12 protein-coding genes and 1 tRNA gene are annotated in these 12,950 nt (G+C 61.9%); 9 read left to right on the plus strand and 4 right to left on the minus strand.

The features are described 5' to 3' along the window. Positions 1–401: 401 nt before the first annotated feature. The 4 genes from GY33_RS0118060 to GY33_RS0118075 all read right to left on the minus strand — a co-directional run bounded on the left by GY33_RS0118060 (position 402) and on the right by GY33_RS0118075 (position 3,627). Positions 402–477 (minus strand) — tRNA-Ala (locus tag GY33_RS0118060). 82 nt (positions 478–559) lie between these two features. Then, a complete protein-coding gene (gene wrbA, locus GY33_RS0118065; protein ID WP_031388670.1) occupies positions 560–1,174 on the minus strand; it encodes an NAD(P)H:quinone oxidoreductase in 615 nt (204 codons plus the stop codon). Positions 1,175–1,243: 69 nt separating this feature from the next. After that, complete coding sequence (gene tsaA, locus GY33_RS20775) at positions 1,244–2,281, minus strand: tRNA (N6-threonylcarbamoyladenosine(37)-N6)-methyltransferase TrmO (protein ID WP_031388671.1); 1,038 nt, start codon at positions 2,279–2,281, stop codon at positions 1,244–1,246. Positions 2,282–2,283: 2 nt separating this feature from the next. Next, a complete protein-coding gene (locus GY33_RS0118075) occupies positions 2,284–3,627 on the minus strand; it encodes a sigma-54-dependent Fis family transcriptional regulator (protein ID WP_051822830.1) in 1,344 nt (447 codons plus the stop codon). 394 nt (positions 3,628–4,021) lie between these two features. On the opposite strand from GY33_RS0118075, the gene GY33_RS0118085 reads away from it, so the two are divergent. The 9 genes from GY33_RS0118085 to GY33_RS0118130 all read left to right on the plus strand — a co-directional run bounded on the left by GY33_RS0118085 (position 4,022) and on the right by GY33_RS0118130 (position 12,903). Beyond that, entirely contained in the window at positions 4,022–4,366 is a 345-nt protein-coding gene (locus tag GY33_RS0118085) for a hypothetical protein (protein ID WP_031388673.1), read from the plus strand. A 142-nt stretch (positions 4,367–4,508) separates the two neighbouring features. Next, positions 4,509–6,701 carry a molybdopterin-containing oxidoreductase family protein gene (locus tag GY33_RS0118090; protein WP_031388674.1) on the plus strand — a complete coding sequence of 731 codons (2,193 nt, stop codon included), beginning with the start codon at positions 4,509–4,511 and terminating at the stop codon, positions 6,699–6,701. Next, positions 6,701–7,483, plus strand: coding sequence for a 4Fe-4S dicluster domain-containing protein (locus GY33_RS0118095; RefSeq protein WP_051822822.1), 783 nt, complete (start codon positions 6,701–6,703; stop codon positions 7,481–7,483). The genes GY33_RS0118090 and GY33_RS0118095 overlap by 1 nt, the downstream gene beginning before the upstream one ends. Before the next feature lie 9 nt (positions 7,484–7,492). Continuing rightward, positions 7,493–8,218 carry a formate dehydrogenase subunit gamma gene (locus GY33_RS0118100; protein WP_031388676.1) on the plus strand — a complete coding sequence of 242 codons (726 nt, stop codon included), beginning with the start codon at positions 7,493–7,495 and terminating at the stop codon, positions 8,216–8,218. A gap of 111 nt (positions 8,219–8,329) precedes the next feature. After that, on the plus strand, positions 8,330–9,625 hold the full coding sequence (locus GY33_RS0118105; protein ID WP_035272658.1) for a rhodanese-like domain-containing protein: 1,296 nt from the start codon (positions 8,330–8,332) through the stop codon (positions 9,623–9,625). A gap of 105 nt (positions 9,626–9,730) precedes the next feature. After that, positions 9,731–10,741, plus strand: a complete 1,011-nt coding sequence (locus GY33_RS21870) for a rhodanese-like domain-containing protein (RefSeq protein WP_271121203.1) — start codon at positions 9,731–9,733, stop codon at positions 10,739–10,741. Between the two features lie 99 nt (positions 10,742–10,840). Further along, positions 10,841–11,398: a biotin transporter BioY gene (locus tag GY33_RS0118120; protein WP_031388680.1), complete on the plus strand. Its 558-nt coding sequence runs from the start codon at positions 10,841–10,843 to the stop codon at positions 11,396–11,398. Beyond that, on the plus strand, positions 11,359–12,153 hold the full coding sequence (locus GY33_RS0118125; RefSeq protein WP_235185561.1) for an energy-coupling factor ABC transporter ATP-binding protein: 795 nt from the start codon (positions 11,359–11,361) through the stop codon (positions 12,151–12,153). The genes GY33_RS0118120 and GY33_RS0118125 overlap by 40 nt, the downstream gene beginning before the upstream one ends. Positions 12,154–12,156: 3 nt before the next feature. Further along, complete coding sequence (locus GY33_RS0118130; RefSeq protein WP_035272662.1) at positions 12,157–12,903, plus strand: hypothetical protein; 747 nt, start codon at positions 12,157–12,159, stop codon at positions 12,901–12,903. The last annotated feature ends 47 nt before the right edge of the window (positions 12,904–12,950 follow it).

The raw sequence follows: 12,950 nt of genomic DNA on the forward strand, positions 1-12,950 counted from the left end.
GCGGTCCCGCGGCTCTAGGCTCGGCGGGGACGGGCGTGGGATGGTCTTTTTGCTGGCCTCCCGCCCGCTCGAAGACTCGCTTGGAGCGCCGAGGCGCGGGGGAGAAAGGCTTTTGGCCGAAGGCAGGTTCAAACCCTCAGCGGCTCCGCGGCTCTAGGCCCGACGGGGGCGGGCGTGAGATGGTCGTCGTTCCTGGCTCTCGCCCGCTCGAAGACTCGCTTGAAGGCACAGAGGCGCGGAGGAGAAAGGCTTTTGGCCTACGAAAAATACCGTGGACAAAGCGCCTTCGTTCTCAAGGTTTTCCGTGCTTTTTCGAGTGTTCCCTGGGTCATCCCATCACAGTTACCCATTGAAACGAAAAAAGGGTTTACGGTGTTATCCGTAAACCCTTGTTTTTTCGTTGGTGGAGCTGAGCGGGATCGAACCGCTGACCTCTTGAATGCCATTCAAGCGCTCTCCCAGCTGAGCTACAGCCCCGTGCGAAGAGACGGAATCTATTCAAATGGCCGCGGATGTCAAGTGGGTTGAAAGATTTTTTTCCGGGCCGTTGACCAATGGATTACGGCTTGGCCAGTTTCGTCGCGATTTCAGCGACATGGCGTCCCTGAAAGCGCGCGCCTTCCAGTTCGTTTTCGCTGGGCATGCGTTCGCCCTGACCGCCGGCGATGGTGGAGATGCCGTAAGGGGAACCGCCGGTGATTTCATCCATGCGCATCTGGCCCTGGAAGGAATAGGGCAGGCCGACCACCACCATGCCCTGGTGCATCAGGAAGGGGATGAAGGTCAGGATGGTGGATTCCTGACCGCCGTGCTGGGTGGCGGAGCTGGTGAACACGCTGCCGGTTTTGCCGATCAGCTTGCCTCCGGCCCAGAGCCCGCCGGTGGCGTCCAGGAACTGGCGCATCTGGCCGCACATATTCCCAAACCGGGTCGGGGTGCCGAAGATGATCGCATCCGCTTCGGCCAGCTCGTCCACGGTGCAGACCGGGACCGTCGTGAGTTTCTTTTGGGCGTCCAAAGCGCCCATCTTGGCGAGCACCTCTTCGGAGAGCGTTTCCGGAACCCGACGCAGCTCAACCGTCGCTCCGGGCACCTGAGCGACCCCCTGGGCCATGGCCTCGGCCAGGGTGTGAATGTGTCCGTACATTGAGTAGTAGACGACAAGGGCTTTCATGATGGACTCCTTTGGGCTTGAATGTTCGGACAAATGGATATTTGATGTTCGCGATTCCGGTCTGGGAAGTCAACTTCCGTCCATCATACTCCGATGCAGCACGTCGATCCGGGCCAAGCTTTCCAGTTCCTCGGCCAGGGCCAGGGCTTCGTCCAGGTCCCGGCCCCAGCAGACCAGGCCGTGCCGTTCCATGAACAGGGCCGGATAGGCCATGGCCGCCCGGCCCACCTGTTTGGCCAGGGCCTCGCATCCGGGTTGCAGCGCGGGCAGGCGGATCATCTTCCGGGACCAGACATCCGCCTCGAAAAGCGTCGACTCCAGGAGATCGCCTCCGGGTTTGGCCAGGCTCAGGGCCAGCAAATGGGGCGGATGTACATGCAATATCGCCTGGGCCTTGGACTGCGACGCATATACGGCCCGGTGCAAAGCCGCCTCGGTGGAGGGCCGCCCCGGTCCGGTGGCCGCTCCGGAGGCCAGATCAACCAGGGCCAGGTCGCCGGGGCGCAGCCGCCCCTTGGCGCTCCCGGAAACCGTGATGATCATGGCATCCCCCTGGCGCAGACTGATGTTCCCGTTCAGGCCGGCCATCAACCCGCGCTGCCAGGCCCGGTTCCCAGTTTCGCGGATCATCCCGGCCTCCCGGGCGCTGATCCGCGGTCCCCAGGGCAGGCCGTAGGGCGTCCCCTCTCCACGCCCCTTGGCCAGGACCGGCTTGATGTCCACAACCGGGGTGCCCTCCACGGCTTCCAAGGGAAAGACGTCCAAATTCCCCTGTTTCGCGTCCAGCCCGACGATCCGAACCTGATGCAGGCCGATGGGGTTGGGGCGATGGGGCGAGCGCAAGGCGAAAACCCCTTGCAAGGGGTTGTCCGGATTGCCCCGGGCCCTGGCGGTCAGGCGGTCCCGTTCGGCCAGATGCATCCAGGTGAACACCAGGATCTCCGCGCCAGGAGCCAGGCCATCCAAAGCCCCTCGAAACGCGGCGTCGACCTCTATCCGGGCAGTGGGGCCGTTTTCACGGCCCTGCTTGGGGCAGTCTTCCAGACGTTTGAGCGACGAACGTACCACGCCGACGGGAGCCAGGGTCAAAGTCAAGTTCAGGTCCATGGCTACACCTGGATCACGGTTTTCATGTCGATCCCGTACTTGCGCATCCGGTTGAACACGGTGACCCGGTTGATGCCCAGGATGCGCGCGGCCTCGGACTTGTTGCCCCCCGCACGGCGCAAGGCCTCCACCAGTTGCGTCTTCTGATCGTTTTCCGCCGGACAGGAGGCCGAGACGACGGATTCCGTCGGGCCTTTGGTGGGGACCGGCACCTGGATGTCCACGGGCAAATGCTCCGGCTCGATCTGCCCGTGGTCGGCCAGCACAAAGGCGTACTCCAGGGCGCTCTTCAGTTCGCGGACGTTGCCGGGCCAGGAATAACTCATGAACATGCCCAGGGTCATGGGGCTCAGCCCCTTGATATTTTTTTCGCTTTTGGCCCGCAGTCGCTGGATGAAAAAATCCGCCAGCAACGGGATGTCGTCCCGGCGCTCGCGCAACGAGGGCAGGCGAATGGGAACGACGTTGATCCGGTAGAACAGGTCCTCGCGAAACAGGCCTTCGGAAATCAACTTCGGAAGGTATTTATTGGTGGCGGTGATGATCCGCACGTCCACGGAGAGCTGCCGGTTGTCGCCCACCCGCTCGAAGGTCTTGGTTTCCAGAACGCGCAGCAGCTTGACCTGGACGGACATGGGCAGGTCGCCGATCTCGTCCAGAAAAATATCCCCGCCGTTGGCCGCCTCGAACCGCCCCTGCCGGTGCCGGAACGCTCCGGTAAACGCCCCTTTGACGTGACCGAACAGCTCGCTTTCCAACAGGGATTCGTTCAGGGCCGCGCAGTTGAACTGCACGAAAGGCTCCTCGGATCGCGGCCCCAGGTCGTGGATGGCCCTGGCCACCAGTTCCTTGCCCGTCCCGGACTCGCCGCAGATGAACACCGGCGCGTCGCTCTGGGCGGCCTTTTCGATCAATCGAAAGATTTTCCGCATCTTGGCGGAACGACCGACCATGCCGTGAAAAATGGTCCGCTCGTCCAGCAGCCGGGAAAGCTGCTGGAGTTCATGCTCCTTGCGGTCCAACTCGGAAACGTCGGTCAAGGTTTCCACGGCCCCGAAGGGCTGCCCGTCGTCGTCATAAAGCACGGAAGCTGTTTTCAGGATGTGTACGTACGTGCCGTCCTTGCGCATGATGTGACATTTTTTGCGGACAAACTCTCTCTTTTCAAACAACTTGCACCAGGCATGGTGGGCGTCGGAGCGAACGCGCTTGCAGGCGTCGCAATTGAAAATCGCGCAGGAGGAGCCGATCAGTTCCTCGCGGGAATAGCCGGTGATGTCTTCCAGGGCTTTGTTGGCCATCTTGATGGTTCCGCTAGAGTCCACCAGCAACAATCCCTCCTGCATGACCTCAAGGATCTGCCGCCAGTGCGCGTCAAACGGAGGAAAAAGTCCGGCTTGGCCCTGCCCCGGGCTTCCAGACTGAAAGGCCTTCTCAAATAGCTTTGCCGGTTGCATTATCTCTCCAAGATCGTGTACCGTTTCCATAAGACTGAAAAGAACAATGTCTCGCCTTGCGGCTATTCATCACCATGATGAACATGATTAAACACCTGTCAATGCAAAACAAGCCCCTCAGGTTGCCCAGCAAGGGCGAAAACCAGGAGGTCGAAAAATAAAACATATACCATTCAAAAGCTTATGGCAACACAGTGTTGATTGGCACACATCCTGCTAATCCGGGAAGAACAAACGAACGACAACGTCATTAACCGAAATCATATAACTAAAGGAGACGGACATGAGAAAGCAAACACTGATGGGCATCGGCGTGGCGGTAATTCTGGCATCCTACATCGGCATTTCCGTGGCAGCCGAAGCCGGCAACGCCCGAAAGGGCCGGTTCCTGTTTCGCCAGGAGTGTCGCCCCTGTCACATGGAAAACCCGGTGGGCGCGGTTCCCGCTGAATACCTTGGCCCGGACTCCAAGACCCAGGCCGAATGGAAAGCAGTTTTCGAGGCTTGGCAGGATCTGCCCTGTGTTGAGCACTGGGGCGAGAAGCTTGAGGACCAGGATCGCCTGGACATCTATCAGTACTTGTATGACGGAGCCCAGGACTCTCCGACTCCGGCCAAGTGCGGCTAGCAGCCCGTTACTTCCCTCAAAAGAATCAAGAAGCCAATGGTAAGCCGATCCTCCGGCTTGTGAACCGAAAATAGACTCCGGATTGACCTGGGTCCGGCGACCCTCGCCGAACCCAGGCCCGGTCCGAATGAGGGAGCTTGGCATGGACGAGACGACGAAAACACTTTCCCGACGCAATTTCCTGCGGGCATCCGCGGCGGCCATGACCGCCGCGGCCGGGGTCCCGGCCCTCACGGGTCTGGTATCCACCGGACACGCCGCGGCTCCGGCTCCCCAGGCCGGGCCGATCACCGATCACTACACGGCCTGTGACATGTGTTTCAACCGGTGCGGGATGATCGCCAGGGTCCGGAACGGCCGGGTAATCAAGCTGGACCCCAACCCGAAATTTTTGAAATCCAGGGGCATGCTCTGTGCCCGGGGCAACGCGGCCACGGCGCACATCTACGACCCGGACCGGCTCAAGCACCCCCTGCTCCGCAAGGGAGCCCGGGGCGAGGGCAAGTGGCAGCGCATCTCCTGGGACCAGGCCCTGGACCACATCGCCGAGCAGTTCCAGCGCATCGCCGACAAGTACACCCGTTGCGGGGTGATGTTCTCCCCGGGATCGGACATGCAGTCCCAGTTCCTGATCCGCTTTGCCGAGGTCTTCGGCTCCTACAACATCACTTCCCACGAAACCCTGTGCCTGCTCAGCAACCATCGGGCTTACCTGGACACCTTCGGCGAGACCCCCTACCCCGACGTGCTCTATACCAAATACATCATCGTCGCCGGGGCCAACCCCTACGAAGCCATCATCACCCCGGACACCATCGACCTGATGGAAGCCCGCAAGAACGGCTGCAAAATGGTCGTCCTGGACCCGCGCTACACCAAGACCGCGGCCCTGGCCGACGAATGGTATCCCATCCGTCCGCACACGGACATGGCCTTTTTTCTGGCTCTGGCCCACGTGATCATTCACGAGGGGCTGTATGACCGGGAGTTTGCGGACGAAATGCTCTTCGGCCTGGACGAGTTGCGCAACCATGTCCGCAAATACACTCCGGAATGGGCTTCCGGGGAAACCGGCATCCCGGCTGAGGACATCCGGCGCATTGCCCGGGAACTCGCCGCCGCGGCCCCCACGGCCATGGTCTACACCGGCCGGCGGACCTCGGACTACGAGGACTCTTCCCAGATTCGCCGCTCCATGGCCATTGTCAACGCCCTGCTGGCCAACTGGGACCGGCCCGGCGGAATCCTGGCGTCACGGGAAGTGGGCGTTCGGGCCCCGTACTTTGATATCCCCTGGTACGACGACAACCCTGACGACCGCATCGATCACGGCATGGCTCCGGGCCTGATCCATCACGAAGGCTCGTTCAAGCTGATGCGCGACGCGATCATCAAGGAAGAGCCCTACCCCATCCGGGGCTGGTTCACCTTCAAGACCAACTTCATGCAGACCGCGGCCAACCGGAACAAGACCATCGAGATGCTCGACCATCTGGATTTCATCGTCAACGCGGACATCGCCATGACCGACACGGCCTGGTACTCGGACCTGCTCCTGCCCTCCCCCAGCTTTCTGGAGCGCAACGACCCGGTCTCTGCCCTGCAGGGCTCATCGGCCTGCGCCTGCGCCATCTGGCGCGACGCCGTGGTTCCGGCGATGTACGAGTCCCGGGACATGCGCTACATCTGTACGGAACTGTCCAAGCGTTTGGGCTTCCCGGAGACCTTCGACTTCACCATCGACCAGTACCGGGAATGGCAGTTGGCCAGCATCCCCGAGGCGGCCCAGGCCATCAGGGAAGACGGAGTCTACTACAACCCGAGCAAGGTTTACGGCATCTACTTCGACGTGCCCTTGAAGACCCAGGCCCAGAAGATCGAACTCTACAACCAGCGCTACGCCAACATGGGGCTGGACCCCATGCCGACCTACAAGCCGCCGCGCCAAGAAGAGGGCAAACTCCGGCTGGTGGTGGGCCGTACGGCCTTCTTCACCCACAGCAACACCAACAACGCTCTGCTCATCGAGTTCGAAGAGGAAAACACCCTTTGGATTCACCCCAAGACCGCCGAGGGCATGGGCTTTCGCGACGGGGAGCGGGTCTTTGTAACCAGCGATGCGGCTCGGGTGGAACTGGCCCTGAAATTCTTCGAGGGCATTGAGAAAGAAACCGTGTACATGACCACCGGATTCGGGGCGCTCTCCCCTGGCCAGCGCCTGGTCCACAACCGGGGAGCCAGCATTGCCGAGGTCCTGGAAGATCACGTGGACTACATCTCCGGAAACATGGCCATGCATGAGACCTTTGTAACCGTGAGCAGGAAGGTGGGCTGATGAAAAAATACGCCATGGTCGTGGACTCTTCCGTCTGTATCGACTGCAAGGGCTGCATGGTCTCCTGCAAGGTCCAGAACAACGTGCCCAAAGGGTATTGGCGCAACTGGATCAAGCACACCACGCCGGACTTTTCCCTGGGCAAGCTGACCCGGACCCATTTTCAGCCCGGCGGGTGCATGCAGTGCGATGTGCCCACCTGCGTCACGGCCTGTCCCAGCGGGGCCACGTTCAAGGACAGGGAAACCGGGATCGTCCATGTCAATGAATCCCTGTGCATCGGCTGCGGCAACTGCGTGCGGGCCTGCCCCTACGGGGCCCGGTTCCGCCATCCGGAAAAGCGCGTTCCGGACAAGTGCGACTTCTGTTTCAGCGCCGGCCGCCTGGCCCGGGGCATTCCCCCTGCCTGCGTGGACACCTGTCCGACCAAGGCCCGGGTTTTTGGAGATTTGAACGATCCGGACAGCGAGGTCTCCCGACTGCTGCGGGAAAAGCCCACGGTGCGGGTGACCAGCAAGAGCATCGATACCCAGCCCAACCTGTACTATGTCACGGCCACGGAACCCGCGAATTGGGTTGGGGATGTGGAATTTCCAGAGGCCTATTCGGTCATGGCTTCCCTGGTCAATCCGCTGGTCAAAGTCGCGGTGGGGCTGTCCGCTCTGGGCGTGGCCGGGATGTGGGCCAAGCAGGCCTTTGCGCCAGATCCACCGGACCCTGAGGACGATGAACACGGTCCGGAAGCCAAACATCCTGAACCAACAGCCTCCAAGCAGGACTAAAGGTGTACCATGAGTGAAAAATTGATTCACCGCCATGACAAGTTGTCCATTTTCATCCACTGGTTCAACGCCTTTTGCTGGATCGCCCTGCTGCTTACCGGTCTGGGGCTGATCAAGAACGATCAACTCAACCCATTGGGCGCATGGTGGCCGAACCTGATGCGTTCCCTGTTCGGCGGAGGCGAAAACCTGCTGGCCGTGCACCAGTATCTGGGCCTGATCTGGGCCGGGGTGTTCGTGCTCTACGTGCTGCTCAAGCCCAGGGATACGTGGCTTTTCCTGAAGGAGGCCTTCACGGTCAACCCTGCCAGGGACATGGCCTGGTTCATGAAGATGAACCTGAAGATGACCTTGGGCAAGAAGAGCTTTCAGCGCTTCGGGATGACCCCGGAGATGCCGCCCCAGGGTTTCTACAACTTCGGCCAGAAACTCTTTGCCCAGGCCACTGTGCTGGGTGGGATCGTGATCGTGGTCACGGGCGTGATCATGTTTCTCTCCCCCATCATGCTCGACAATCCCGACCCGGCAGCCTGGTCCCGGACCATCCACTACCTGGCCGTGGGACTGGTGACCGCCGGGATGCTGGTGCACATTTACATGGCCGCCATTTCCAAGGAGGAAAAACCGGCCTTCAAGTCCATGTTCACCGGCAGCGTTCCGGAGCACTACGCCAAGCATCACCATCAACTGTGGTACGAGGAAGTGGCTGCGGGCGAAAAGAAGGCGGAAGGGTGAATGCTGCGTAGGGGCGGTTCGCGAACCGTCCCTGCCTGGCAATACGTACTGATCACCAAAGCCGCGGACGATGAGCCCGTGGCGACAACAATCTACCAAAGGAGCGAGAACATGCGAAAATATTCGATTGCCATGCGACTGATCATCTCCGCCCTGGCGGTCCTGTTTCTGGCCGGTTGCGCCGGACATCACGGCCCAAAAACCGCGAAGTTCGATCTGGACCCGGCCCAGGTCCCTGAACCCTACCACACATTGATGGACATCACGTCCGTCAAGCCGCTGGTCTTTGAAGCCATGCTGCGAACCGAACCGCCCACGGATTTCATGATCATCGATTCCCGGCCCAAGCAGCCCCGCTACGACGTCGGCCACATCCCCACCGCGGTCAGCCTGCCGGACAGTCAGTTCGACAGCCGCGCAGCGGAAGTCCTGCCCGCGGACAAAAACGCCCTGCTGGTGTTCTACTGCGGAGGCTTGCACTGCCCCCTGAGTCACCAGTCCGCCTGGAAGGCCGAGGCCCTGGGCTACACCAACGTGGCCGTCTATCCCGCCGGGGATCCGGAATGGGTCAAGCTGGGCTACCAGATCTGGACCGCCCGGGACGTGCGCACTCCGTTGCCCGAGTTGGATCCGGCCCAGGTGCCCGAACCCTTTCACACCCTGGTCACCATCGACACGGTCCGACCCATCGTGGCCCGGGCCGTGCTCTCGGCCACCCCGGTGACCGACGTGATGATCATCGACTCCCGACCCAAGCAGCCCCGCTACGACGTCGGCCACATCCCCACCGCGGTCAGCCTGCCGGACAGCCAGTTCGACCGGATGGCCGCCGAGGTTCTGCCCGCGGACAAGAACACCAAGCTGATCTTCTACTGCGGCGGCACCCATTGCCCCTTGAGCCACCAATCCGCCTGGAAGGCCGAAGCTCTCGGCTATACCAACGTGGCCGTCTATCCCGCCGGGGATCCGGAATGGGTGGAGCGCGGCTATGTGGTCTGGACCGCGGACGGCCCACACATGACCGCCGCGGCCCCGGCCGCGCCCAAGACTCCAGTCGAGGAAGGCGCCTTGAAGGCCGGTTCTGCTGAAGGAACCATTGACAACGAATTCTTTGTCCAGCTGATGAAGGACAACCCGGAAAACATTCAGCTCATCGACGTCCGTTCCCCGGCCGAGTTCGCCGCCGGACACATTCCCAGCGCCCTGAACATGACCGTGAACGAACTGGAAGACCAGATCGCTGTCTTCAGCACGGACGACAAACCCATCGTCTTCATCTGCTCCACGGGCGCGCGCAGTGGTGAAGCATATTACCTCTTCCAGTTCATGCGCCCTGACCTGAAGGACGTCTACTATGTCGACGCCAACGTCAGTTATACTCCCGCGGGTGAATTCACGATCAACTAACGCTCTGATCGCGGTTCGCTCGATGAGATAAACTCAGGCCGTCCAAACCCCGTACGCGGGGGGAGGACGGCTTTTTTGTTCACGTCACGACACGGGAGACTATCCATGCACCTGAATCGAAACCACACCGCCAACCATTTCAAGGCCCTGGCCGTCTCTCTGTTTTTGCTCATTACCGCCTGCCCTGTTTTGGCCACCGAAGAAACCTCGCCCCTGTTCACCCAGGCCCAACGCACCGCGGACCGGGACGGCTACGCCCTGATCACCACCCCGGAACTGCGTCGATTGATGGACGAAAAACCCAACGTGCTATTGGTGGACGTACGCTTTGCCTATGAGTTCGTTTCCGGCCATATGCCAGAGGCCGTAAGCCTGCCCGTGGATCTGCGTGATCGAGGCGACCTGTCCCCGGAGCGCCGGGAAGCCATGCTGGACACCTTCGGACCGGACAAGGACCGGCCCATCGTGGTCTACTGCCGCGACTTTCGCTGACTGCTCAGCGAGATCGCCGCAGCCTGGGCCGTGCGCCTGGGATATACCAACGTCATCCGTTATCCCGCTGGGTATATTGCCTGGCGCGAAGCCTACCCGGACCTCCAGGTCTGCGAGACCCGCGCCCACCGTCTCCAGCCCGGCCAATATTTTCCGCCCTGCGTGCTTACCGCCGCGGACAGGAGCCAGGACTTCGCCTACCTGGGCCTGGAGCAGGAATCGGCACATTTCTTACTGGCCGACGTGCCCGCGGAGTTCGTCCTGCTCAAGTATTACGGCGAGAACTGCTACCAGTGCGTCCAGGAGGTGGACCAGTACAACCGCCTGTTCACCATGCTCCGCGACGACCCCGCACTCGGGTCGCGCCTAAAAATGATCGGCATCGGCGTTGGCGACACCCAGCGCAGCGTGCTGCGCTTCAAGCGCTCGCACCAAGTGCCGTATCCGCTCCTGCCCGACGAACGCCAAGTCATGTTCGAGTCCGTGGGCGCCGGGGAAATCCCATTGATCTACCTGGTCAAAATCCTGCCCGACGCACGGGTTCAGGTGGTGTTGTACCACGAGGGAGGGTTGGAGGACGTGGGTGGATTGTTTGAACTGATCAAGAATGCCGTGACGGAGTAGGGAGAAAAGATAGGGCTTGTGCGATTCCAAGAGGTCTCTTACCATGCGCCAGTTACGCGGCCTCACTTGACAACCCTCAACCAGGAAGAATCGCTCATCATGCCCGCAACCACATCCCTGCAATCCCTCCACGTCATGGTCTGGACCGCCTTGATGGCCTCCCTGATCGCCGTGGGGTCGTTTTTGTCCATCCCCCTGGGGCCGGTGCCCTTTTCCATGCAGCCCTTGTTCGTCATGCTGGCCGGTTTTCTGCTGGGCTGGCCCCACGGGATGATCGCGGCCCTGCTCTTCGTCGCCGCCGGAAGCATCGGCCTGCCGGTATTCGCCGGGGGCAAGTCCGGCCTGGCCGTGCTCTTCGGCCCCACTGGCGGCTATCTGATCGGCTTCGTCCTGGCCGCCGGGGCCATCGGCCTGCTCACTCAGGCACGAAAAACCACTCGGACACCCGGCTGGCTCCTCGGCCTGCTGGCCGGATTGATAGGCTTGGCCCTGCTCTATGCCTGCGGAGTGCTGAACCTGATCCGCGTCCTGGACATCGGCTGGCACAAGGCCCTGACCATCGGCTTCCTGCCGTTCATCCTCCAGGATCTGGTCAAACTGGTCATGGCCGTGGCCACTTGGCGGATCATGCACGGGCGAGGGTTGCTGCCGCGGTGATCAGCGCCGCTTCGGTCCACTTTGCCTATGCGCCGTCCGCCCCCATCCTCCACGAAATAGGCTTCAAACTGGAAAAGGGACGAGTCCTTGGCCTCGTCGGTCCCAACGGAGCAGGCAAGTCGACGCTGCTCGCCCTGTTGGCCGGGCTGCTGACGCCGTCCTCCGGTACCCTCCGAATCGCTGAAGTCGACATGGCCCGGGACAGCGATACGGTTCGGCGCAAAACCGCCCTGGTGCTCCAGGAGGCGGATCTGACCATTATCGGGACCACCATCAGCGAAGACATCTGCCTGGGGCTTCCGCCCGAGCGACGCGACGAAGCTCTGGACCTGGCCGTCCGGCTGCGCCTGCCCGATCCGGAAACCCCGGTGCACACCCTGTCCCACGGCCAGAAGCGCAAACTCTGCCTGGCCACGGCCCTGTTGCGCCACCCGGAGCTGCTGCTCCTGGACGAACCTTTTGCCGGGCTGGATTATCCGGGCATCCGGGAAATCCGGGCCATGCTCCGGGCCAATCGGGATGACGGCCTGACCCAGGTCATCGCCTGCCACGATCTGGAGCCCCTGGCCGATCTGGCCGACCTGTGGCTGGTGCTGTCCGGCGGTCGCCAAGCGGCCTTCGGCCCGGCTCGGGAAGTCTTCCCTCTCCTGGAATCCCTGGACGTGCGCCCCCCCTGCTCCTGGCGGGCCGGGTTGGGCATCATGCCCTGGGACGACCGCCATGAACCATCTTCCACCACGACCCAGCTCACTTGAACCATGGCCGTCGCCCCTCTGCTCGCCCCAACCCCGCGCGACGGACTCGGCCGTGCCCTCCTGGCCCTGGACGCCCGCCCCAAACTGGCCTTTGCCCTGCTCGTGGGCATTGTCCTCTGGCAGCTTCCCCTGCTGATTTTGTTTTTACTGACGCTCCTTGGCGGGGCGTCCTGCCGGGCCCTGGGGGGATTCACCAGGGCCAACCGGACGCTGTGGCGGATGGCTTTTCTTTTTGTTTTGGTCTGGTCCGGACTGAAGTGCGGACTGGATATCTGGGCAGGGGCCGATCTGCTCACTGGACTGGGAACGGGGGCTGAATTGGGGGTTAGGCTGACGACGCTGGTTCTGTTGGGCTTCACCCTGACCCTGTCCACCTCTGCGCACCGCCTGGGCCTCGGCCTGGCCTGGTACCTGCGGCCCATACTCGGCTCCCAAGCCTGGAAAACCGCCCTGGCCCTGAGCCTGATGATCCATTTCCTGCCCCTGGCCCTGGCCGCGGTCGGCGGACTGCGCCAAGGTCTGGCCATGCGCTGGCCGGAGTGCCCCTGGCGGGCCCGCCTCCGCCTGATCCCCCTGGCCCTGCTCCGGGTGCTCAGTCAGACCACATGGACCCAAACCCTGGCCGTGGCCGCCCGAAACCTGGACCACCCGGAGGCTTGGCAGCCGAAACGCAAGGTTAGACTCGGAGAATGGGCCGTGACCCTCACCCCGATTCTGGCCTTAGGCGTTGCTTTGTTCGCATTCCATTAGCCGCGTCCTCCCAAAACTTCACCCTGGTGGATGGCGCAATATCAGAG

Origin of the sequence: Desulfonatronum thiodismutans (assembly GCF_000717475.1) — a bacterium.
Lineage (GTDB): Bacteria > Desulfobacterota > Desulfovibrionia > Desulfovibrionales > Desulfonatronaceae > Desulfonatronum > Desulfonatronum thiodismutans.

Bases quoted from the DNA above. Each gene is read 5' to 3' on its own strand.
- GY33_RS0118090 (WP_031388674.1), top strand. From the start codon at position 4,509: ATGGACGAGACGACGAAAACACTTTCCCGACGCAATTTCCTGCGGGCA.
- GY33_RS0118120 (WP_031388680.1), top strand. From the start codon at position 10,841: ATGCCCGCAACCACATCCCTGCAATCCCTCCACGTCATGGTCTGGACC.
- wrbA (WP_031388670.1), bottom strand. From the start codon at position 1,174: ATGAAAGCCCTTGTCGTCTACTACTCAATGTACGGACACATTCACACC.
- GY33_RS0118130 (WP_035272662.1), top strand. From the start codon at position 12,157: ATGGCCGTCGCCCCTCTGCTCGCCCCAACCCCGCGCGACGGACTCGGC.
- GY33_RS0118095 (WP_051822822.1), top strand. From the start codon at position 6,701: ATGAAAAAATACGCCATGGTCGTGGACTCTTCCGTCTGTATCGACTGC.
- tsaA (WP_031388671.1), bottom strand. From the start codon at position 2,281: ATGGACCTGAACTTGACTTTGACCCTGGCTCCCGTCGGCGTGGTACGT.
- GY33_RS0118100 (WP_031388676.1), top strand. From the start codon at position 7,493: ATGAGTGAAAAATTGATTCACCGCCATGACAAGTTGTCCATTTTCATC.
- GY33_RS0118085 (WP_031388673.1), top strand. From the start codon at position 4,022: ATGAGAAAGCAAACACTGATGGGCATCGGCGTGGCGGTAATTCTGGCA.
- GY33_RS0118105 (WP_035272658.1), top strand. From the start codon at position 8,330: ATGCGAAAATATTCGATTGCCATGCGACTGATCATCTCCGCCCTGGCG.
- GY33_RS0118075 (WP_051822830.1), bottom strand. From the start codon at position 3,627: ATGCAGGAGGGATTGTTGCTGGTGGACTCTAGCGGAACCATCAAGATG.